Source organism: Micromonospora sp. NPDC049836 (assembly GCF_044465125.1).
Lineage (GTDB): Bacteria > Actinomycetota > Actinomycetes > Mycobacteriales > Micromonosporaceae > Micromonospora.
In genome coordinates, this window is sequence record NZ_JBITLH010000013.1 from 145619 (window position 1) to 165698 (window position 20080).

The following is a 20080-nucleotide window of genomic DNA, read 5'->3' on the forward strand; positions in this document are numbered from 1 at the left end:
GCGCCGGGGCCGCTGCTAACGTCCGCGCAGGCCGTGCGAGAGACCGAGGAGGTGGTACCCGTGGACGTTTCGACGTGGGTGCTCCCCTCGGGGGTCACGGTCGGGCGATAGGTCGTCCGGGAGCGCCGTTCACGAGCCCTCCCGAAAGGTACGACCATGCACTTCACCGCTGAACAGCGCCTCGACGACGGCGTGCTCGAACGCGAATTCACGCTCGGCGAGATCCCCGGCATCCTGTGGACGTCCGGATCCGCACCGGCACCGCTGATCCTGCTCGGCCACCCCGGGGGACTGCGCCGGATGTATCCCCGGCTGGTGGCCCGGGCCCGGCACGGCGTGGCGGCAGGCTTCGCCGCGGCCACCATCGAACTCCCCGGAAGCGGCGACCGGCCGCGCTCCGCCGCCGCCGAGGAGGCCCGCGCCGACCTGCGCCGGGCGCTGGCCGCCGGCCAGCCGGTCGACGACGAGATCGTCAACCGGCTCGTCCTCCCGCTGGTCGACCAGGCGGTCCCGGAATGGCGGGCCGCCCTGGACGCCCTGCTCGCACTGCCCGAGATCCGCGGCCCGATCGGGTACTCGGGCGGGGTGATCGCCATCGGGGTGCGGCTCGCGGTGGTCGAGCCGCGCATCGCGGCCGCCCTGCTGTTCGCCGGGAGCTATGTGCCCCGCGCCATGTTCGAGGAGGCCCGGCAGGTCACCATCCCGTTGCAGGTGCTGTTGCAGTGGGACGACGAGGGAAACGACCGGCAGCTGGCGTTGGACCTGTTCGACGCCTTCGGCTCCAGGGAGAAGACGCTGCACGCCAACATGGGCGGGCACACCGGCGTCCCCGAGTTCGAGGGGGACGCCGGGAACCGGTTCTTCGCCCGGCACCTCAGGTGAGGCCGGGCGGCAGCACAGGGTAGGAGCGGGCCACCCCGACCGCGACGGCGCCGATCATCGGCGTACCGCGGTCGGGGTGCGGCTCCGCGCCTGCCGGCCGCGGCCGGGCGGTCACCGCCCGGCGGCCTCGCGCAGCATCGCGTCCGTCTCGGGGTCGTCCATCAGCTCGCGGACCTCCTGCGCGCAGCGGCAACCAGCGGCGATCTTGGCCGCCCAGACCAGCGCCTCCTCGCGGGTGGCCACGTCGACGACCACGAACCCGCCGACGACCTCCTTGGTCTCCGGGTAGGGGCCGTCGGTGACCGTGCCGTCCGTGGCCACGACGCTCGCCTGCTGCCGCTCCAGCCCGCCGCCGAACACCCACACGCCGGCGTTCACGGCCTCCTGGACCACCGCGTGCGAGGCCTTGCCCACGTCGGGCATCTCCTCGGCGGGGATGTGGTCCATCGCGCCGTCATTGAACGAGATCAAGTACCGCGTCATGCCATGACTCCCTTGTCCCGGCGGCCTGCTCCGGCCGTCGCTCACCCGTGCTACGAACCACACGCGCCGGATCCGACGCTATGCCAGAAGAACTTTTCCCGGAACCTCTGCCGCCCGGCCGCCGCGTCGCCCCTGGCCGGCTACCCCTGCACGGTCCGGGAGGTTGGTGCGCAAGCGGGCGACCTCGATACTGGCCCGATGGCGGAGTTGACCCGGTGGACGATCCACCGCGAGCGGGTGGTGGACGACACGCGGCGGGCCAGGTTGAGCATCGCCTCGGTGGAGCTGCCCGACGGAGTCCGGTTCGAGCAGTACGTGATCCGCGCCCCCCGTTCGGCCATGGTCGCCGTGCTCGACGACCAGCGGCGCTTGCTGCTGATGCGACGACACCGCTTCGTGATCGACCGCTGGGTCTGGGAGCTACCCGGTGGCTACGTCGACGACCAGGAAGAACCGGTTGCGTGCGCGGCCAGGGAAGTCGAAGAGGAGACCGGCTGGCGCCCGGGCGACCTCGAACCGTTGCTGACATTCCAGCCGTGGGTCGGCACGGCCGACGCGGAGAACCTGCTGTTCCTCTCCCGCAGCGCGGAGCACATCGGGCCGCCCACAGACATCAACGAGGCGGAGCAGGTTGCCTGGATCCCGCTCGGCGAGGCGCGTGCGCTGGTGAGCGGCGGTGAGATCGTCGGCGCGGGCACCGTGATGGCGGTGCTGGAGTTGGTGGCCCGGGAAGCACGCGGCGAGTTGTAGCGGTCATCGGCGGCTGCCCAGGACGGCGTTCACTCGCGTGCTGAACTGTCGTACGGCGGCCCGGGTTCGGTGTGGCGCGAGCTGGGACTGCAGGTCGCGTACGTAGCGGACGGCTCGCGCCGAGCGAAGGTGCGCGGTGAGCGTCAGTGCTTCCGTGCCGATGACGCAGGCGCGTTCCGGCTCCCCTCGTCTGACCTGCACGGAAGCGAGCAGTGCCAGGTTGAACGCCTTCCCGCGGACGTAACGCTCGTCCATCTTGAGTGACCGGCTGGCGAAGCGCTCAGCGGGCAACGCCCTCCCGAGGGCCAGGAAGCAGTGCGCGAACTTCGCGGACAGGTAAGCCTCGTCGAAGTAGCCAAGCCATTGCGGGTTGCCGCTGCGATCGGCCTTGTCGAGGGTTTGTTCGGCCTGGTGCAGGGCGGCGGCACAGGCTTTCTCGTCCCGGGCTGTCGCGTGCGCATGGGCTTCCATCACGTGCGCTTCGGCGAGCAGGACGGCCAGCCCGGCGCGTCTGGCGGTCTGCCCGGCAGCCCGGGCGAGGTCGATTCCGGTCGCGGCTTGACCGAGGTAGGTGGCCTGGTGGCTCATCGCGGCCAGGATCTCCGCGCCCAGACCGGCATCGTCAGCGGCGCGGGCGAGGTCCAGGGCCAGGGTCAGGTAACGCTGAGCGACGCCGTGCTGCGCAACGTCGTACGCCTGCCATCCGGCGAGCTGGGTCAGCTCGGCGGTTGCGCTGAGCAGGCTGCGGCCCGTCGCCGTGTCATACCGGCCGTCGGTCAACAGCGGGGTGACCTCCTCGTGGAGATAGCGGGCCACCGCATCACGGGCATGCCCCCCGCCGTACTGGTTGTCGAGTTGGCGGAAGGTCTTGGACATCTCCCGGACGGTCGCGATGTCGGGCTGACCGACGCTGCGACGGCCGGACGCGTTCAGCGGCGGCCCGGAGGGTGCGGTGAACCAGCGCAGCGCCGGAAGGGTGTAACTCGCCGAGGCGAATGCGGTCTGGCGGATCAGGTCTCTGCGGTTCACGTCGCCTTCCCAGAGCCGTACGGCGGCGCGCAGGTCGTCGCGCCAGCATCGGTCGGCCGCCGGGTCACCCTGCCGCTGCTCCGCGGTGCCGGCCATGTCGTGCCGACACGGCCTTCGCAGGGGAGCGAGGCCCAGCGCCATTCGGGACTCGTCGGGCATGCCGAGCCCGGTCGCCACCCGCTCCAGCACCTCGATCGAGCTGATCTTCCGGCCGGCCACGACGCGACTGACGTAGCCCTGCTCCAGGCCGACGGCAGCGCCGATCCGGGTCTGGCTCGCGCCGGTCAGCCGGCCGATCCTGCGGAACAACGCCCCGATGTCCCGGCTGCGCAGCGCCTCGCAGACGACGCGGTCGGACCAGGCATCGACAGGAATTCGAAGCGGGTCAACTAGCACGTCCAGCTCCCCGGCGTCGCCGCATGACTACGGAAGGTGTCTGTCGGGAGCCTAGGACGTGATCAGGAACGGGTCGAGGAGGGCCATGTCACCGTGACATGACGTGCCGACATGGCTGCCGAACCGGGTTCAGCGGCACGGTGCTGGCATGGCAGTCAACTGCGGAGTTCGAAGCTCTCGGCGGGGGTCGGAGCGAGCTGAACGGGCCGACCGGATGAAGCCGACGCCGCCCGCCACGGGTCGGATCTCCTACCCCGAATACCTGGGCACAGCGGCGACGGCCCTTGCGCGGTTGACGCCGTACCCCTGCGGGCGGGCGGCACGGGCGACCGGCCGGCAGGCGCGGTCGCGGCCGGCGGCGCTGCGCGGGGAGCGCGCGTGAGCACGCACGACCCGGTGCTGCCGATCTGGAGCTGCGGCGGCTGCGGCGCGCCGTGGCCCTGCCGCACCCGGCGGCGCGAGCTGCGCGCGGAGTTCGACGGCGCTCCGCTGTCCCTGGCGCTCTACCTGGGCGCCCAACTGGTGCGCGCCGCCGAAGACCTGACCTGGCTACCGGCGGGGGCGCTGCACCGACGCTTCCTCGGCTGGCTGCGATGAGCATGCTGCGCTCCGGCGACGAGAAGTTCCATTACAGCGATGGCTCCCACCGGTGGATCCCACCCGACCCGGACTACGACCAGGAGGTCTGGGACGAGCAGGTCCGCCAGCACAAGCAGGGCCACCTGCGCAACGAGTGCCCCAAGGTCCGCATCCGGCGGCTCGTCTGACGGGCGCGCCTCAGCCGGCGCGCCGCGCCGCCAGGCCGGTGCAGCGCTGCGCGGTGGCGAGCTTGTCGAGGATGCGCTGCCGGCCGGCCCCGGTGGCCGGCACCGGCTGGCCAGTGCCGGAGACCGTCGCCGGGACGAACTGACTGTGCACGACGGTCCGGCCGCGGACCACCAGGTTCAACACCCCGGAGTCGGTGCTGTGCGAGGTGCCGTACCAGAGGAAGTTGCCCAGCCCGTAGTGCACGTAGGTGGGGCCCAGCCAGCCGTCGGCGAGCAGCGTGTGCGCGTGCGTGCCGACCACGATGTCGGCACCGGACCCGGACAGTGTCCCGGCGAACGTCTTCATCTCCGCGCTCGGGCACGAGTTGCCCTCGATGCCCCAGTGCATGAAGACGATGACCAGGTCGGCCTGCTTCCGGGCCGCGCGCACCGCGGCGGTGGCCCGGGCCGGATCGAACGCCATGGCCACCCCCGACCGGGTGTCCGTCGCCCGCCACGACCCGGCCAGGTCGTGCACCTGCGACATGCCGAGCACCGCGATCCGCAGCCCGCGCACGGTGGTCAGCCAGGGCGCGTACGCCGCGTCGGCGTCGCGGCCCGCGCCGAACACCGGGTAGTCGGCTTCCGCGGCGGCGTCCAGGGTGTCCGAGAGTCCCTGCCGGCCGTAGTCGAGGATGTGGTTGTTGGCGATCGACACCGCGTCGACCCCGGCCGCGCGCAGCGCCGCGAAGGCGGTCTTCGGCGCCCGGAAGTGGTATGTCTTCGGCTCGGGGGTGCCCCGGTCGGTCACCGCCGTCTCCAGGTTGACCAGCGTGAGGTCGGCGTCCCGCAGCGCCGAGGCGATCGACCCGAACGCCGTCTCCGGATCGTCGAGCAGGCGCCGGGTACGGCCGGTGAAGTGGACGTCGCCCGCGAAGGTCAGCCGTACCTCGGCCGCCGCGCCCGGCGTCGCCGTCACGGTGCCGGCGGGCGCTGGCGTGCCCCCGTGCCAGACCGGCCCCGGGTCGGCCGCATCGGTGCCACACCCGGTCAGCCCGACGCCGGCCACCACCGCCGTCAGCGCCGCCAGCGCCTTGCGCACCCTCGTGCCGATCACGCGGCGAGGGTACGCGCTCCCGGCACCGCCGCACGACCCCGCGGCCGCCCCGCCGTCGAGCCGCCGTCGCCAGCGGAAACAGCCGGCCGGGCGGCGACCGTCAGCCGTGCGGGCCGCCGCCGCCGGGAAGTTGTTAGGCTGGCACCGGAGATCGCGCTGAGCCTGACGAGGGAGCGGATCATGGTGACGGGGGACGACGACATCTCGGGGTGAGCGGCCCCGGCCGCACGCCGGCCTGCGCCGACGGCGGCCCGTCCGGTTCTGGACCTGTCTGCCTCACCGGGGCGTCTTCCGCGTACCCCGGTTCTCCTGTCGAGGGTGTCTCCCGATGTCTGATGTCTGCATCGTCTGTACGAACCTGTCCTTTTCCTGGCCGGACGACACGCCGGTCTTCCAGGAGCTGTCCTTCACGGTGCCGCCCGGCCGCACCGGACTCGTCGCGCCCAACGGCGCGGGCAAGACGACCCTGCTCCGGCTGATCGCGGGCGAACTCGCCCCCACCGGGGGTGGCGTGACCGTCGAGGGCGTCCTCGGCTACCTGCCGCAGAACCTGCCCCTCGCCGGTGAGCTGACCGTCGCGCAGGTGCTCGGGATCGATGCGGCCCTCGCGGCGCTGCGCGCCATCGAGGCGGGCGACGCGGCGGAGGAACACTTCACCGCCGTCGGGGACGACTGGGACGTGGAGGAACGCAGCCGCGCCGAGCTTGACCGGCTCGGCCTCGGTGACGTGGCGTTGGAGCGGCGCCTGCACACGCTCAGCGGCGGGCAGGTGGTCTCCCTCGGCCTGGCGGTGCAACTGCTCCGCCGCCCGGACGTGCTGCTGCTCGACGAGCCGACCAACAACCTCGACCTCGACGCGCGGCACCGGCTGTACGAGGTGCTGGAGAACTGGTCGGGCTGCCTGCTGGTGGTCAGCCACGACCGGGTCCTGCTGGACCGGATGGACCGCATCGCCGAACTCTCCCGCGGTGAGCTGCGCCTGTTCGGCGGGAACTTCACCGCCTACGAGGAGGCGGCGCGGGTGGCGCGCGAGGCGGCGGAGCGTGGCGTGCGCAGCGCCGAGCAGGAGGTGAAGCGGGAGAAGCGGGAGATGCAGCAGGCCCGGGAGCGGGCCGAGCGCCGCGCCGGCAACGCCGCCCGCAACCTCGGCAACGCCGGCCTGGCCCGCATCGTCGCCGGTGGGCTCAAGCGCAGCGCCCAGGAGTCGGCCGGCCGGGCGCAGCAGGCGCACGCCAACCGGGTCAGCGAGGCCCAGACCCGGCTCGACGAGGCCAGCCGTACGCTCCGCGACGACCAGACCCTGACCCTGGACCTGCCGGACACGGCGGTGCCCGCCGGCCGCACCGTGGTCGCCGCCGAGCACCTGCGGGTGCGGCACGGTGACCGGGAGGTCTTCGCCGGCGACGGCGTCGACCTGAGCATCCGGGGACCCGAGCGGATCGCGCTGACCGGCCCCAACGGCGCCGGCAAGTCCACGCTGCTGCGCCTGTTGCAGGGGGAACTCGAGCCGGACGCCGGGCGGGTGCACCGCGCCGACGGCCGGGTCGCCTACCTGTCGCAACGCCTCGACCTGCTGGACCTCGACCGCAGCGTCGCGGACAACTTCGCCGCGTACGCCCCCGACCGGCCGCAGGCCGAACGGATGAACCTGCTCGCCCGGTTCCTGTTCCGCGGCGCCCGGGCCCAGCTTCCGGCCGGGGTGCTCTCCGGCGGCGAACGGCTGCGCGCCACCCTCGCCTGCGTCCTCTACGCCCAGCCGGCGCCGCACCTGCTGCTGCTCGACGAGCCCACCAACAACCTCGACCTGGTCAGCGTGGGCCAACTGGCCAGCGCCCTCACCGCGTACCGGGGCGCGTTCGTGGTGGTCAGCCACGACGAACGGTTCCTCATCGAGATCGGCGTGCGGCGGTGGCTGCGCCTCGACGGCGGCCACCTGCGGGAGATCCCGGCGCCCGACCTCGCCTGATCACCGACGCCGCTCCGGGCAGCGCCGGGCCCGACCCGCACCCACCACGGCTGGGCCGCCGTGCCTTCCGGCCAGGACGACTTCCACCACTGGCCGGAAGGCACGGCGGCGAGGCCATCGGGCGGAGCTAGAAAGGGGGAGGGGTCGAGGCGCAGTTCACGTTGACGCCGTCGATCTGGTTCTTCAACTGGAAGTTCCAGTAACTCCACGCGGGCACAGTCCCCCAGTTGTTCCACTCGTTCCAGCCGTCCCAGTTGTACACCGTGATGCTGTTGCCGTACGTCCGGGCCGAATTGGCCCAGTCGTTGTAGGTGCTTCCGTCCCAGCGATACATCCTGCCCAGGTCGTGGAATCCGCAGCTCAGCGGATACCACTCGCCGGTGCCGTTGTCACCGTCGTAGAGGCAGGGATAACCGGAGACGCAATCCCAGGCGGCCTGAACGGAGTAGACACTGCCGGGGGCGACCTTCACCTCCCCGTCGGCGGGCACCGCGCCAGGTGGTGGCTGCCGTCGCGAGTGGTCGGGGGCCAGCGTCGAGACGCTTGTCGCCGTCGACGCGCTGCCGGTCGGACTCGCCCCGTCCGCGTGTGCCGCCCCCGCGGAGGCGGTGGTCGTGCTCGCCACGACCAGGGCGGCGACCGCGGCGAGTTGCTTGAGGAACCTGGCTCGCATCACAAATTTCCCCCGCTTCCCCGTGTGACCGGCGATCGACTCATCGCTCACCGTCTACTGCCGAACGGTACCCGACCCGTTGAAGGCTGTCGATCTCTGTTGCGCGATGGCCCGAGGCTCGCCGCGTCGAGCAGGTCCGCCAACGACGCGGCAGCCTCGGGGCGTACCCGTGGCGCCTCGCGGCCGTAGGGTGAGCCGATGACGAGGCAGACGGTGTCCGACGCCGGGGTGGCCCGGGCCGGCAACCTGCTGGAGGTCGGCCGGATCGAGGCCGCCCGGCAGGAGATCACGGCGGTGCTGGCCGGCGATCCGGACAACGTCGAGGCGCTGTGCGTGCTGGCCCGCGCGTACCAGGCGGAGGACGAGTTCGCCGCGATGCGGGAGGCGGCGGCGCGGGCCGTGGCGGTCGCCCCGGCACATCCCGAGGGTCACCTGCTACTCGCGTTCGCCCAGCTCGGTGTGGACGACCCGACGGCGGCCCGGGCCGGCGCGGCGGAGACCGTCCGCCTCGCCCCCGACGACTGGCGCGGGTACGCGGCGCTGGCGCTCGCCTCGTTCAATCTCGGGCAGCCCCGCCAGGCCTTCCGGCTGATCAAGCACGCGGTGGCGCTGGCCCCGGACTCGGCCGGCCCGCACCACATCCGGGGGTTGATGTTCCAGACGATCGGCTGGCACCGGTCCGCCAACCGGTCGTTCCGCCGGGCGCTGGCGCTCGACCCGGCGCACACGGCGGCGCTCACCGGGCTCGGTCGGGTCGCGGCGACCCGGGGGCGGCTGGCGTCCGCCGCCGGGCATCTCAGCGCGGTGCTGGCCGCCGAGCCGACCAACCCGGCCGCCCGCGCCGAACTGGACCGGCTGGTCATCGGCGGTCTCGGTGGTTGGGCGCTGATGTCGGTCTGGGTCGGCGGCTTCATCGGCATGTTCGCCATGCTGCCGTGGGTGTGGGCGCTGGCCGCGCTGCCGCCCCTGCTGTGGTCGGGGTGGGCCGCCCGGACCTGGCGGGCCCTCTCCCCGGGCGCGCGGGTCTACGCCGGGCACCTGCTCCGCACGGACGTCCGGGCCCGCGCCCGGCTGTTCGGGCTCGCGCTGTGCGCGCTCACCGCGGCCGGGCTGTTCGGCACCGCGCTGGGTCAGGATCCGGACCGGCCGCCGTCGGCCGTCATGCTGGTCATGATGGCGGCGCACTTCCTGGCGCTGCTGGTCGGCGGGGCCGTGGCGTTCATCGTGGACCGCCGGGTCGCCGGCCCGCCGCCGCCCGCACCCGATCCCGCCGCCGGCCCCGGCGGCTCCCCGCCGGCCGCCGCGAAGGCGGGCGCCGCGTTCGCCCAGCCGCCGGCCAGCGACCTGCTCGCCGAGCAGCGCGCGGCGTCGTACGCGGGCCGGTGGGCGATGCGGCTGGCCCGGTCAGGGGCGGTGTTCACGGTGCTGCCGCTGGTGCTGAGCCTCGATCCGCCGGCGTCGTGGCCGGTCCGGGCGGCCGTCGGCACGGTGGCGCTGGCCGGGTTCCTCGGCTTCGGGGCCTGGTCGCGGCGTCGGCTCATCCGGCGTCCCGGCCGGCAGAACGCCGCGCTCGGGCTGCTGCTCGTCCCGCTGACCCTGGCCGCGCTGGTGGAGCTGGCCGCCATCGCGCTGAGCGCGGTCCTGCCGTCCGGCCCGCTACCGGACGTCGTCGCCGTGCCCGCGTTCCTCGTCACCTGCCTGGGCCTGGCGGCCTGGCTGGGCTGGTTGCTGTACGCCGGCGTCCGCGGCCTCGGCCGCCTCGCCCGCAACGCGCGCCGGCAGCCCGCGCCGCGCGGTTGACCGGACCGCGCCGGACAGGTACGCCCGGCGTCGTTCCGGTTCGAACTTCTCGATCGCGTACCGGAGCATCACCCGCGGCATGTCCCGGTAGCGGCCGGCCAGGAACTCCTCCGCCGCGGCCCGGTCCCGGTTGCCCACCTCGCGCAGCATCCAGCCCACCGCCTTGTGCACCAGGTCGTGCGGGTCGCGCAGCAGCCGGTCGGCGAGCCGGAAGGTCCACCCGAAGTCGCCGGCCCGGATGAAGGCGAACGTCGCCATGACGGCGATCCGCCGGTCCCACACCAGGTCCGACCCGGCCAGCCGGTCCAGCACGCCGCGGTCCTTGTCGAGCAGCCAGGGCCCGACGAGGTACGGGGCGGACGAGTCGACCAGGTCCCAGTTGTTGATGTGCCCGGTGTTGGCCAGCACGATCCGGAAGATCCGGCCCCGTTCCGCCTCGTCGCCCTTGGCGAACTTCCGTACCAGGATGAGGAGCGAGGTCAGCCGCTCCTCGTGCACGTCGCTGGTGAGCAGTTCCGTCGTGTCGGCCAGGGTGAGGTCCCGCCAGTACCGGGCGGCCACCCGACGCTGGTCCGGCACGGTGACGCCGATGGCCCGGTCGCCCTCGCCGTACCCGCCGGGGGTCATCTGGAGGAACCGGCTGGTCGCCGCCGCCCGCCCCGGGTCGGCGAGGCCGGCGAGGTCGCGCCGGACGTCGGCGGCGGTGGTGGCCATGACTGGGGAACCTACCGCGACCGCCGGTGCGCCGCCGCCAACCGGGCCCCGGCCCGCCGTCACCGCCGGCGGGGCGTGATCAGTCCCGACTCGTACGCCCAGACGACCAGCTGGGCCCGGTCGCGGCAGTGCAGCTTCGTCATGGCCCGGTTCACGTGGGTCTTGGCGGTCAACGGGCTGATCACCATGCGTTCGGCGATGTCGTCGTTGGTCAGCCCCCGGGCGACCAGCTCGACGATCTCCTGTTCCCGGGCGGTCAGCACCTCGCGCCCGGCGGCCGGGTCGCCCGGCGGCGGGCCGGTGACGAACTCGCTGATCAGGGTGCGGGTGACCGCCGGGGCGAGCAGCGCGTCGCCGCGCGCCACCACGGCCACCGCCTGCAACAGGTCGGCGGGGTCGGCGTCCTTGAGCAGGAAGCCGCTGGCGCCCGCCCGCAACGCGGCGAACACGTAGGAGTCGAGCCCGTAGTTGGTGAGGATGAGCACGCGGACCGTGGCGAGGTCGGGGTCGGCGGCGATCCGCCGGGTGGCCTCGATGCCGTCGAGCCCCGGCATCTGCACGTCCATCAGCACCACGTCCGGCCGGAGCCGCCGGGACAGCTGGACGGCCGACGCGCCGTCGGCGGCCTCGCCGACCACCAGCAGGTCGTCCTCGGCGTCGAGCAGCGCCCGGAAGCCGGCCCGCATCAGCGCCTGGTCGTCGGCGAGCAGCACCCGGACCGGCCGCCCGGCGGGCGCCTCCGGCGCGCGGTCGGTCATGCCGGGCCGTCCAGCGGGAACGTGGCCCGGACCGCGAAGCCGCCGTCGTCGCGGGCGGCGGCGTGCAACGTGCCGCCGGCTCCGGTGACCCGTTCCCGCATGCCGTTCAGGCCCACGCCGGGGGTCACCGGCCGGACCGGCGAGGCCTGGCCGTCGTCGGTGACCGAGACGGTCAGCTGCGCCGGGGCGTACGCGAGGTGGATCTGCGCGGTGGCGGCGCCGGCGTGCCGGGCCACGTTGGTCAGCGCCTCCTGGACGACCCGGTAACCGGCCTGGTCGACCGCGCTGGGCAGGCCGCGGGGCTGGCCGGTCACGGTCACCTGCACCGGTACGCCGGCGGACCGGGTCCGCTCGGCGAGTTCCGCCACCCGGTCCAGCCCCACCCCGTCGGCGTCAGCGGGGGAGCGCAGCACGTCCAGGGTGGCCCGCAGCTCCCGCATCGCCGCGGAGCTGGCCTCCTGGATCGCCAGCAGCGCGGCCGACGGCTCCTCGCCGTGCTTGCGGGCCAGGTGCACGGCGATCCCGGCCTGCACCTTGATCAGCGAGATGCTGTGGGTCAGCGAGTCGTGCAGGTCCCGCGCGATGCGCAGCCGTTCCTCCCCGGCGCGGCGCAACGCCATCTCCTCGCGGGTGCGTTCGGCCTCGACCGCCCGCTGCTCGACCTGCTCCAGGTACGCCCGGCGCTGCCCCGCGACCAGGCCGGCGACGTTGGCGGCCACGAACCAGCCCAGCAGCAGGGCGGTCCGCTCGGCCATCTGCTGGCCGGCCTGGCCGATCGGCGCGACCGACACGTCGCGGGCCAGGAAACCGGCGAGGAAGCCGACGCTGGCCAGCACGGCGGCCCACCGGTGCCCCCGCCAGGCGGCGAGGTAGACCGCGCCGAGGACCGGGAACGCGGCGGTCGCCCCGGCGTGCACCCGCAGGTGGACCAGCAGCATGGTGGCGGTCACCACGGCCAGCGCCAGCACCGGGAACCGGCGGCACGCCGCCAGGCCCGCCACCATGAGCAGGACCAGGGCGACGTCGGCCGGCCCCGGTGTGGCGGCGTCCGGGCTGAGCGCGGCGTTGCCGAGCAGCAGGACGCCGAGGGCGAGGCCGGTGAGGGCGTACGGCAGGTCGCGGCGCATGACCGGACTGTAGAACGGGCGGTCCGGTCCGGGCATCCCGCGCCCGCGGTAGCTGTGGCGTACCGCGACCGTGGTACCGGCAACCGGGCAAGTGCCTGCGGCGGCACGACGTTTTCCCGGCCCGCCGAGACAAGCATCGAGCCCATGACATACCGCTTCTTCACCCCCGCGCCGGCCAGGTCGGCGAGTGGACTCACCGCGGCGGTCTACCGGCAGCTGCGCGACGAGTTCCTCGGGCCGGTGCCCACCTTCCAGGCCCTCTCGGCGGTGCCCGAGGTGCAGGCCGCGACCTGGTCGCTGCTGCGGGAGGCGCTGCTCGCCGGGGACGCGCCCCGGGTCGACCGGGAACTGACCGCCTCGGCGGTGTCCCGGGCCAACCGGTGCCGGTTCTGCGTCGACGCGCACGTGATGCTGCTGCACGCCCTCGGTGAGCACGCGCTCGCCGAGGTCATGGCCCGGGGCGGCACCCCGCCCCAGCCGGAGCACGCCGAGCTGGTCACCTGGGCCGAGGCCAGCCGCACCCCGCGGGCCACCGGGTGGACCAGCCCGTACGGCCCGGAGGTCACCGGCACGGTGCTCGCCTTCCACTTCATCAACCGGGTCGTCTCGGCGCTGCTCGACCCGGATCTGCTCCCCGGTGGCCTGCAACGGTCCCCGGTGGTGCGCTCCTTCGGGGGCCGGCTCTACGCCCGGGCGGCCCGCGAGCCGAAGGCGCCCGGCGGCAGCCTCCCGCTGCTCGGCGCCGACCCCCCGCCGCCACCGGCCTGGGCCGGGCAGAGCCCGGTCGGCGTCGCGTACGCGGCGTTGCGCGACGCCGCCCTGCGCGGCGGTGACCTGCTGGGCGACGTGGCCCGGCGCACCGTCACCGCGACGGTGCGCTGGGAGGACGGCCGGCACCCGGACCGGCCCACGGACTGGGCCGTCGACCTGGTCCGGGACGTGCCGGGCGCGGACCGCGTCGGGACCCGGATCGCGCTGCTGGCGGCGTTCGCCCCCAGCGCCGTCACGGTGGGCGACGTCGCCCTGTGGCGACTGTCCCATCCGGACGACGCCGATCTGGTGCGGCTGGTCGCCTTCGGGGCGATCACGGCCACCGAGCACGTCGCCCAGACCCTGTCCCCGGCCCGTCACTAGGAGGTCGTCATGCGCAAGGCTCTCGTCATCGTCACCAGCGTGCTGCTCGTCGTGTTCGTCCTGCAGTTCGTCTTCGCCGCCGTGGGCGCGTTCACCAAACCCGCGGGCGACGGCGCGTACGCGCTGCACAGCGTCACCGGGATGGCGGTGATCCCCGCCCTCACCCTGCTCACCGTCCTGTTCGCGGTGCTGGCGAAGGCGCCCGGCCGGCTGGTCGGTCTGGCCGTCCTGCCGCTGGGCCTGGTGCTCCTGCAGGGGCTCATCGCCGCGCTGGCGAACGCGTTCACCGACGCGGGGGGCGCCAGCACCCCGCTCGGCCTGACCTTCGCCGGGCTGCACGCGCTCAACGGCATCGTCGTGGTGCACGTGGTGGTCCGCGTGCTCCAGGCGGCGCGGAAGCTGGCCGGCCCCGCGCCGGTCGACGCCACCGAATTGCCGGTGCCGGCCGGGGAGCCGGCATGAGTGTCGCCTCGCTCATCGCCGCCGACCTGCTGATCGCGGTCCTCGCGGCCGCCGGGTGGCTGGGCGGCGGGGCCGCGGCGGCCGCCCGGCGCCGCCGGCTCGCGCTCGGGCTGGCGGCCGGCGCGCTGCTCGGCACGCTGGCCCGGGCGGTCACGGTCACCGTGCTGGCCCGGGCGGGCTGGTGGTTCGCGGCGGAGAAGGTGCTGGTCGCCGGTCCGCTGTCGCTCGCGGCCGTGGCGGTCGCCGGGCCGCGGCTGGTCCGGCGCCCCGGCGACATCCGGTCCGCCGCGGTCCCGCTCCTGTTCGCCGGGTACGCGGAGAGCGCCGCCCTGCTCGTGACGGTCCTGCACGGCTACCCGGCGTCGGCGGGCGCAGGGCTGCTCGCGGTCGCCGCGGTGGTCGGGGCGACCGCGGTGTCGTGGCGGCTGCTGGACGCGCGCCCGTCCCCGACGGTGTCCCGGACCGCCGTCGCGGTGGCGGCCGCCGCGCTGGTGACCGGGGCCGGGCTGGTGGCCACCCCGGCCGGCGCGCCGGCCGTACCCCATGCGCTCGCCGCGCAGGATGGGCGGGCGGTGGGCGAACCGACCAGGCGGGTCACCCTGACGGCCGGGACCGCGACGGTGCGCGCGGCTGGCCGGGACGTCGCGGCGTGGGCGTTCAACGGTCAGGTGCCCGGGCCGGAGTTGAGCGCCACCGTGGGCGACGTCCTGGAGGTGCGGCTGCGCAACCGGGACATCGCGCGCGGCGTCACGCTGCACTGGCACGGGTACGACGTGCCGAACGATCAGGACGGGGTGCCCGGCGTGACGCAGGCCGCGGTGCTGCCGGGACAGGAGTTCGTCTACCGGTTCCGTGCCGACCAGGCCGGGACGTACTGGTACCACACGCACTCGGTGTCCGACGTGGGCGTACGGATGGGCCTCTACGGCGTCCTGGTGGTGCGTCCGGCGCCGGCGGTCGGCGTCGACGTCACGGTGCCGGTGCACACGCTCGCCGGCCGGCCGCTGCCCGAGGCGCGGACGGAGCCGGTCGCGGCGGGGACGCCCGTGCGGCTGCGGCTGATCAACACGGACAGCACGACGCACCGGTACGCCCTGGCCGGGACCGCGTTCCAGGTCGCCGCGATCGACGGAACCGACCTGCGGGGCCCGACCCCGCTGGTGGAGACGGCGGTGCTGATCCCGGCCGGGGGCCGCTACGACCTGGTGTTCACCGCGCCCGGCACGCCGGTGGCGCTCCAGGTCGACGGCCGGGTGGTCTACGCGACCGGGCCGACCTCGGTGGCGACCGGCGGGTGGCCGGTGCTCGATCCGCTCCGCTACGGCGCCGCCGCACCGGCGCCGTGGTCGCGGGTGGACCGGAAGTTCACCCTCGTCCTGGACCGTGGCCTGGACCTGCACGGGCTGCTGCCGCGCTACGCGCACACCGTCAACGGCGCGGCCGATCCGGACATCCCGCCGCAGCTCGTCCGGTCCGGCGATGTCGTCACGTTCACCATCGTGAACCGGTCGCTGGTGGTGCACCCGTGGCACCTGCACGGGCATCACGTCCTCGTGCTGTCCCGCGACGGCCGGCCGGCCACGGGCAGCCCGCTGTGGCTGGACTCCTTCGACGTACGCCCCGGCGAGGTCTGGCGGGTGGCGTTCCGGGCCGACAACCCCGGCATGTGGGCCAACCACTGCCACAACCTCGCCCACGCCGAGGCCGGGATGGTGCTGCACCTGATGTACCAGTGATCCCCGCCGCCGACTGAGGACGCCCGCGATCGCGGCCGGGGCGTCCGGATCCGGTTCGGTCGGCGAGGCGCCGGGCCGGTCGCGGCGGTGACCGGCACCACCACGCCGGTCACCGTCCGGCCCCCGGCTCGGCTAGTAACGTTGCGGCGCATGAGGATTCTTGTCGTCGGCGCGGGGGCGACCGGAGGCTACTTCGGTGCCCGGCTCCAGCAGGCCGGCCGGGACGTCACCTTCCTGGTCCGGCCCGGGCGGGCCGAGGTGCTGCGCGAGCGCGGGCTGCGGATCACCGGGCTGGGCGACGACACCGTGCTCACGCCCCGGCTGGTCACCGCCGCGACGGTCGACGGGCCGTACGACGTCGTCCTCGTCTCGGTGAAGGCCACCACGCTGCCGGCGGCGATCGAGGACGTCGCGGCCGCGGTCGGGCCGGGTACCACGGTGCTGCCGTTCCTGAACGGCATGGCCCACCTGGCCGCGCTGAACGCGCGGTTCGGCGCGGACGCCGTGCTCGGCGGCGTGGTCCGGGTCCTCACCACGCTCAACGCCGAGGGCGACATCGTCCGGCTGGGCGCCCTGGCCGACATCGTCATCGGCGAGCAGCGGGGCGGCGCGTCGGCGCGGGTCGAGCGGGTCGCCGAGGCGCTCTCCGGAGCGGGCTTCGACCTCGCCGTCGCGCCGGACATCCTGCGGGCCATGTGGCACAAGTGGGTCTTCATCAGCACCCTCGGCGCGCTCAACACCCTGGTGCGCGGCACGGTGGGCGACGCCGTGGCGGTGCCCGGCGGCGACGACCTGGGCCCGCGGATCGCGGCCGAGGCCGCGGCCGTCGCGGCGGCGGCCGGCCATCCGGTGCCGGAGCCGGTCCTCGGGCAGGTCCGGGCCTTCGTGACCCGGCCCGGCTCGGCCGACACCGCCTCGCTCTACCGGGACCTGGCCGCCGGGCAGCCGACCGAGGCCGAGCAGATCTTCGGCGACCTCACCGCGCGGGCCCGCGCGCTCGGCGTGCCCACGCCGCTGCTGGACGCCACGACGGTGGCGCTGCGCGTGCACGAGCAGCGCCTCGCCGCCGGAGCCGGCCCGGCCGGTACGCCCCGATCGGAGCCCGCCAGCGCGGCGTGACCGGGTACCTCCTCGACCGCCTCCTGCCCGGCTGCTCGACGCCGCGGCGGGGAGATCCGTCCCGTGGTGCCTCGTGGCCGGTCCGCGGCAGTGGTAGCGCGACCGCAATACCTAGAGCTACTATGCATTGCAGCTCTAGGGTTGGGTGGGGGTGCGGATGTACATCACCAAGGACCTGGTCGCCGCCTCGGCGACGCCGCTCGTGCTGGGCATCCTGGCCGAGGGCGAGAGCTACGGCTACGCGATCCTCAAGCAGGTCAACGAGCTCTCCGGCGGGCAGCTGGAGTGGACCGACGGCCTGCTCTATCCGCTGCTGCACCGGCTGGAACGCCTCGGCCACGTCGAGTCGGCGTGGCAGGCACCACCCGGCGGGCGCCGCCGCAAGTACTACCGGATCACCGAGCAGGGCCGGGCCGAGCTCGCCGAGCAGCGCCGCCAGTGGGCCACCGTCGTCGACGCCCTGCGCAGCATCTGGAGCACGACCCAGGCCCTCGGGCCGATCCCGGCGCCGGCCTGGGAGGCGGGGCGATGACCGTCGACCGCGAGTACGACCTGGAGGGCCAGATCGCCGAGTGGCGGGCGTACGTGCACCGCCGCCGGGAACTGCACCACACCGACGCCGACGAGCTGGAGGACCACCTCCGCAGCCGGATCGGCGAGCTCACCGAGGGTGGCCTGCGCGACGACGAGGCGTTCCTCATCGCGGTCAAGCGGATGGGCAGCCTCGACGAGCTGTCGCGGGAATTCGCCCGCGAGCACTCCGAACGGTTGTGGAAGCAGCTCGTGCTGCCCGGCGAGCCGGACGCGCCGGCCGCCGCCCGGTCCCGGCGCGAGCTGTACGTCATGGTGCTCTGTGCGGCCGTCGCGGCGCTCGCCGTCAAGGCACCGGCCGTGTTCGGGCTCGACCTGACCGACGACGCCGGCTTCTACGCGCGCAACGCGAGCCTCTTCGCGCTGCCGGCGCTGGCCGGGTACTTCGCCTGGCAACGCCGGATCCGGCCGAGGGTCATCGCGGTGCTGGCCGCGCTCTTCGCCCTCGGCGCGCTCGCCGCCAACGCGTACCCGCTGGTCGACGACTCGCAGAGCGTCGTGCTCACCGCCATCCACCTCCCGCTGGCGTTGTGGCTGGTGGTCGGCGTCGCGTACGCGGGCGGTGACTGGCGCTCCGACCGGCGGCGGATGGACTTCATCCGGTTCACCGGGGAGTGGCTGATCTACTTCGCCCTCCTCGGGCTGGGCGGCGGCGTGCTCACCGCCTTCACGGCCGGCACCTTCCAGGCCATCGGCCTGGACGCCGAGGGTTTCATCCAGTCGTGGCTGCTGCCCTGCGGCGCGGTGGCCGCGGTCGTCGTGTCGGCGTGGCTCGTCGAGGCCAAGCAGAGCGTCATCGAGAACATGGCGCCGGTGCTGACCCGCGTCTTCACGCCGCTGTTCACGGCCGCCCTGCTGGCCTTCCTGGTCGCGGTCGTCTGGACCACCAGCGGCATCGACGTCGAACGCGACGTGCTGATCCTCTTCGACCTGCTGCTCGTCGTCGTGCTGGGCCTGCTGCTGTACGCCATCTCCGCCCGCACGCCCGGCGCCCGGCCGGGCCTGTTCGACCGGCTGCAACTCGCGCTCGTGGTCAGCGCCCTGATCATCGACGTCATGGTGCTGGTGGCGATCGCCGGCCGGATCACCGAGTGGGGCGTGACCCCCAACAAGGCGGCGGCCCTGGGCGAGAACCTCGTCCTGCTCGCCAACCTGGCCTGGTCGGCGTGGCTGTTCCTCGGCTTCGTGCGCGGCCGCCGACCGTTCGCCGCGCTGGACCGCTGGCAGACCCGGTACGTGGTGGTCTACGCCGCCTGGGTCTGGGCGGTCGTGCTCGTCTTCCCGCTCGTGTTCGGCTTCGCCTGACCGAAAGCCGGCCCGCTCCGCACCGTGCGGAGCGGGCCGGCCCGTCTCGTAGCGGGTGGAGCGAGCCGGCCCGCTTCCCCGCGCGCGGAGTGGGCCGGCCCGCAGCGGTCAACCCGCCCGGCGCAGCCGGCCGAGCATGCCGCCGAGGTCCTGGACGAACAGTTCGTGGCGGAAGTAGTGCCCGCCGGGAACCTCTCGCCACTCGTGCGGGATGCCGGCCTGGGCGAGCGCCGCGCGGAATTCGCGCTGGCCGGCCAGGACCTGCGTCTCGTTGACGGTGTCGAACCAGTTGACCGGATCGGGGGAGGTGCCGGCGGCCAGGAAGATCCGCTTGTTGCGGTAGCTGCCGATGCGCTGCACCGGGTTGTCGGCGCTCACCCGCGCCTCGTCCCACAGCGGCGCGCCGTAGACCGTGCCGCCGCCGAGATCCATCGCGGCCGAGCTGGCGTTGGCCCAGTGCACCACGAGGCCGAAGTCGCGGCGCAGGCTGGCCGGCCCCGAGTGGGAGCTCACCGAGCAGAAGTGGCCGTAGTACTTCGCCGCGTACTTGAGGGCGCCGAAGCCGCCCATCGAGAAGCCGGCCACGGCCCGGCCGTCGTACTCGGCGAAGGTGCGGAAGTTGGCGTCGATCCAGGGCAGCAGCTGCGCGATGTGGAAGGTCTCCCAGTTGCGGGGGCCGGTGTTGCTGCTGACCGGGTTGCAGTACCAGCCGGTGGCGGCGTCCGGCATCACCACGATGATCTCCCGACCGGCGGTGAGGTCGATGATGTTGTCCTGCAGGTGGAAGGTGCGGAAGTCGGCGTTGCCGCCGTGCAGCAGGTACAGCACCGGATAGCGCCTGCCGCTGGTGTGGTAGCCGTCGGGCAGCAGGACGTTGACCCCCGGGTTCCAGGCGATCGCGTTGGTGGCGAAGCGGTAGTACTGCAGGCGCCCGCCGTTTTCGTTGCGGTCCACGATGCGCAGCCCGTACCCGTCGCCGGCGGCGCTGGCCGCCGACGGCGCGGTGAGGGCGCCGGCGAACGCCCCGGCCGCGGCGACTCCCGCGGCGCCGGTCAGGAGCCGGCGACGGCTCACCGGACGGCAGACGATCCGATCCTGGTGCATGGTTCCTCCTGGCGATGATGGTTGTCCTGGTGCGACGTCGTCGCGGGCGGGGGGTCAGGGCAGCCTCGGTCGTCGCCGCCGGGGCGACGCTGCTGAGGGGTCAGAGGGTGGTTTCGCCGGGTAGGCCGAAGTAGTCGTGCCATTTGGTGCCGGCGGTGAAGGTGGTGCCGGTGGACAGGCCTACGTAG

General features: G+C 74.0%; 19 protein-coding genes and 1 pseudogene. 12 read left to right on the forward strand and 8 right to left on the reverse strand.

Annotation, left to right across the window (positions count from 1 at the left end; genetic code table 11):
• Positions 1–156 precede the first annotated feature (156 nt).
• Positions 157–882 carry an alpha/beta hydrolase gene (locus tag ACIBPB_RS28050; protein WP_396842447.1) on the forward strand — a complete coding sequence of 242 codons (726 nt, stop codon included), beginning with the start codon at positions 157–159 and terminating at the stop codon, positions 880–882.
• Positions 883–993: 111 nt separating this feature from the next.
• Here ACIBPB_RS28050 and ACIBPB_RS28055 read toward each other — a convergent pair whose 3' ends face one another.
• Entirely contained in the window at positions 994–1365 is a 372-nt protein-coding gene (locus tag ACIBPB_RS28055) for a YciI family protein (RefSeq protein ID WP_396842448.1), read from the reverse strand.
• A gap of 198 nt (positions 1366–1563) precedes the next feature.
• Here ACIBPB_RS28055 and ACIBPB_RS28060 point away from each other — a divergent pair, with 198 nt between their 5' ends.
• Positions 1564–2115 carry an NUDIX hydrolase gene (locus ACIBPB_RS28060; protein WP_396842449.1) on the forward strand — a complete coding sequence of 184 codons (552 nt, stop codon included), beginning with the start codon at positions 1564–1566 and terminating at the stop codon, positions 2113–2115.
• Between the two features lie 3 nt (positions 2116–2118).
• On the opposite strand, the gene ACIBPB_RS28065 is transcribed toward ACIBPB_RS28060, so the two are convergent.
• A complete protein-coding gene (locus tag ACIBPB_RS28065) occupies positions 2119–3540 on the reverse strand; it encodes a helix-turn-helix domain-containing protein (RefSeq protein ID WP_396842450.1) in 1422 nt (473 codons plus the stop codon).
• 378 nt (positions 3541–3918) lie between these two features.
• On the opposite strand from ACIBPB_RS28065, the gene ACIBPB_RS28070 reads away from it, so the two are divergent.
• Together ACIBPB_RS28070 and ACIBPB_RS28075 are read left to right on the forward strand one after the other, a co-directional pair.
• Positions 3919–4137: a hypothetical protein gene (locus tag ACIBPB_RS28070; protein WP_396842451.1), complete on the forward strand. Its 219-nt coding sequence runs from the start codon at positions 3919–3921 to the stop codon at positions 4135–4137.
• The gene (locus ACIBPB_RS28075) at positions 4134–4307 is read left to right on the forward strand and encodes a hypothetical protein (RefSeq protein ID WP_357326128.1); all 174 of its coding nucleotides are present in this window, start codon (positions 4134–4136) and stop codon (positions 4305–4307) included. The genes ACIBPB_RS28070 and ACIBPB_RS28075 overlap by 4 nt, the downstream gene beginning before the upstream one ends.
• A gap of 10 nt (positions 4308–4317) precedes the next feature.
• Here the strand turns inward: ACIBPB_RS28075 and ACIBPB_RS28080 are convergent, their stop codons facing one another.
• Positions 4318–5403, reverse strand: a complete 1086-nt coding sequence (locus ACIBPB_RS28080; protein WP_396842452.1) for a CapA family protein — start codon at positions 5401–5403, stop codon at positions 4318–4320.
• A gap of 328 nt (positions 5404–5731) precedes the next feature.
• On the opposite strand from ACIBPB_RS28080, the gene abc-f reads away from it, so the two are divergent.
• Positions 5732–7369, forward strand: coding sequence for a ribosomal protection-like ABC-F family protein (gene abc-f / locus ACIBPB_RS28085; RefSeq protein WP_396842453.1), 1638 nt, complete (start codon positions 5732–5734; stop codon positions 7367–7369).
• A 127-nt stretch (positions 7370–7496) separates the two neighbouring features.
• On the opposite strand, the gene ACIBPB_RS28090 is transcribed toward abc-f, so the two are convergent.
• On the reverse strand, positions 7497–8042 hold the full coding sequence (locus tag ACIBPB_RS28090) for a hypothetical protein (protein ID WP_396842454.1): 546 nt from the start codon (positions 8040–8042) through the stop codon (positions 7497–7499).
• A 198-nt stretch (positions 8043–8240) separates the two neighbouring features.
• Between ACIBPB_RS28090 and ACIBPB_RS28095 the strand changes: the two genes are divergently transcribed.
• On the forward strand, positions 8241–9842 hold the full coding sequence (locus tag ACIBPB_RS28095) for a tetratricopeptide repeat protein (RefSeq protein WP_396842455.1): 1602 nt from the start codon (positions 8241–8243) through the stop codon (positions 9840–9842).
• Between the two features lie 54 nt (positions 9843–9896).
• Here the strand turns inward: ACIBPB_RS28095 and ACIBPB_RS28100 are convergent.
• The 3 genes and pseudogenes from ACIBPB_RS28100 to ACIBPB_RS28110 form a co-directional block, all read right to left on the reverse strand.
• Positions 9897–10556 (reverse strand): annotated as a pseudogene (locus ACIBPB_RS28100) (DNA alkylation repair protein); the annotation flags it as partial.
• A gap of 59 nt (positions 10557–10615) precedes the next feature.
• The gene (locus ACIBPB_RS28105) at positions 10616–11314 is read right to left on the reverse strand and encodes a response regulator (RefSeq protein WP_396842456.1); all 699 of its coding nucleotides are present in this window, start codon (positions 11312–11314) and stop codon (positions 10616–10618) included.
• Entirely contained in the window at positions 11311–12441 is a 1131-nt protein-coding gene (locus tag ACIBPB_RS28110) for a sensor histidine kinase (protein WP_396842458.1), read from the reverse strand. The genes ACIBPB_RS28105 and ACIBPB_RS28110 overlap by 4 nt, the downstream gene beginning before the upstream one ends.
• A gap of 144 nt (positions 12442–12585) precedes the next feature.
• Here ACIBPB_RS28110 and ACIBPB_RS28115 point away from each other — a divergent pair, with 144 nt between their 5' ends.
• The 6 genes from ACIBPB_RS28115 to ACIBPB_RS28140 all read left to right on the forward strand — a co-directional run bounded on the left by ACIBPB_RS28115 (position 12586) and on the right by ACIBPB_RS28140 (position 18788).
• Complete coding sequence (locus ACIBPB_RS28115; protein WP_396842460.1) at positions 12586–13575, forward strand: carboxymuconolactone decarboxylase family protein; 990 nt, start codon at positions 12586–12588, stop codon at positions 13573–13575.
• Positions 13576–13584: 9 nt separating this feature from the next.
• Positions 13585–14037 (forward strand): DUF6220 domain-containing protein, encoded by a 453-nt coding sequence (locus tag ACIBPB_RS28120; protein WP_396842461.1) that lies wholly within the window; start codon positions 13585–13587, stop codon positions 14035–14037.
• Positions 14034–15773, forward strand: coding sequence for a multicopper oxidase family protein (locus ACIBPB_RS28125; protein WP_396842463.1), 1740 nt, complete (start codon positions 14034–14036; stop codon positions 15771–15773). The genes ACIBPB_RS28120 and ACIBPB_RS28125 overlap by 4 nt, the downstream gene beginning before the upstream one ends.
• Before the next feature lie 150 nt (positions 15774–15923).
• On the forward strand, positions 15924–16892 hold the full coding sequence (locus ACIBPB_RS28130; RefSeq protein WP_396842464.1) for a ketopantoate reductase family protein: 969 nt from the start codon (positions 15924–15926) through the stop codon (positions 16890–16892).
• 157 nt (positions 16893–17049) lie between these two features.
• Positions 17050–17424: a PadR family transcriptional regulator gene (locus ACIBPB_RS28135; protein ID WP_396842468.1), complete on the forward strand. Its 375-nt coding sequence runs from the start codon at positions 17050–17052 to the stop codon at positions 17422–17424.
• Positions 17421–18788 (forward strand): permease prefix domain 1-containing protein, encoded by a 1368-nt coding sequence (locus ACIBPB_RS28140; RefSeq protein WP_396842465.1) that lies wholly within the window; start codon positions 17421–17423, stop codon positions 18786–18788. The genes ACIBPB_RS28135 and ACIBPB_RS28140 overlap by 4 nt, the downstream gene beginning before the upstream one ends.
• Positions 18789–18896: 108 nt before the next feature.
• Here the strand turns inward: ACIBPB_RS28140 and ACIBPB_RS28145 are convergent, their stop codons facing one another.
• Positions 18897–19892 carry an alpha/beta hydrolase gene (locus ACIBPB_RS28145; RefSeq protein WP_396842466.1) on the reverse strand — a complete coding sequence of 332 codons (996 nt, stop codon included), beginning with the start codon at positions 19890–19892 and terminating at the stop codon, positions 18897–18899.
• Between the last annotated feature and the right edge of the window lie 188 nt (positions 19893–20080).

Coding starts and splice junctions, on each gene's coding strand:
- ACIBPB_RS28050 (WP_396842447.1), top strand. CDS start 157: ATGCACTTCACCGCTGAACAGCGCCTCGACGACGGCGTGCTCGAACGC.
- ACIBPB_RS28055 (WP_396842448.1), bottom strand. CDS start 1,365: ATGACGCGGTACTTGATCTCGTTCAATGACGGCGCGATGGACCACATC.
- ACIBPB_RS28060 (WP_396842449.1), top strand. CDS start 1,564: ATGGCGGAGTTGACCCGGTGGACGATCCACCGCGAGCGGGTGGTGGAC.
- ACIBPB_RS28075 (WP_357326128.1), top strand. CDS start 4,134: ATGAGCATGCTGCGCTCCGGCGACGAGAAGTTCCATTACAGCGATGGC.
- abc-f (WP_396842453.1), top strand. CDS start 5,732: ATGTCTGATGTCTGCATCGTCTGTACGAACCTGTCCTTTTCCTGGCCG.
- ACIBPB_RS28090 (WP_396842454.1), bottom strand. CDS start 8,042: ATGCGAGCCAGGTTCCTCAAGCAACTCGCCGCGGTCGCCGCCCTGGTC.
- ACIBPB_RS28095 (WP_396842455.1), top strand. CDS start 8,241: ATGACGAGGCAGACGGTGTCCGACGCCGGGGTGGCCCGGGCCGGCAAC.
- ACIBPB_RS28105 (WP_396842456.1), bottom strand. CDS start 11,314: ATGACCGACCGCGCGCCGGAGGCGCCCGCCGGGCGGCCGGTCCGGGTG.
- ACIBPB_RS28110 (WP_396842458.1), bottom strand. CDS start 12,441: ATGCGCCGCGACCTGCCGTACGCCCTCACCGGCCTCGCCCTCGGCGTC.
- ACIBPB_RS28115 (WP_396842460.1), top strand. CDS start 12,586: ATGACATACCGCTTCTTCACCCCCGCGCCGGCCAGGTCGGCGAGTGGA.
- ACIBPB_RS28120 (WP_396842461.1), top strand. CDS start 13,585: ATGCGCAAGGCTCTCGTCATCGTCACCAGCGTGCTGCTCGTCGTGTTC.
- ACIBPB_RS28125 (WP_396842463.1), top strand. CDS start 14,034: ATGAGTGTCGCCTCGCTCATCGCCGCCGACCTGCTGATCGCGGTCCTC.
- ACIBPB_RS28130 (WP_396842464.1), top strand. CDS start 15,924: ATGAGGATTCTTGTCGTCGGCGCGGGGGCGACCGGAGGCTACTTCGGT.
- ACIBPB_RS28135 (WP_396842468.1), top strand. CDS start 17,050: ATGTACATCACCAAGGACCTGGTCGCCGCCTCGGCGACGCCGCTCGTG.
- ACIBPB_RS28140 (WP_396842465.1), top strand. CDS start 17,421: ATGACCGTCGACCGCGAGTACGACCTGGAGGGCCAGATCGCCGAGTGG.
- ACIBPB_RS28145 (WP_396842466.1), bottom strand. CDS start 19,892: ATGCACCAGGATCGGATCGTCTGCCGTCCGGTGAGCCGTCGCCGGCTC.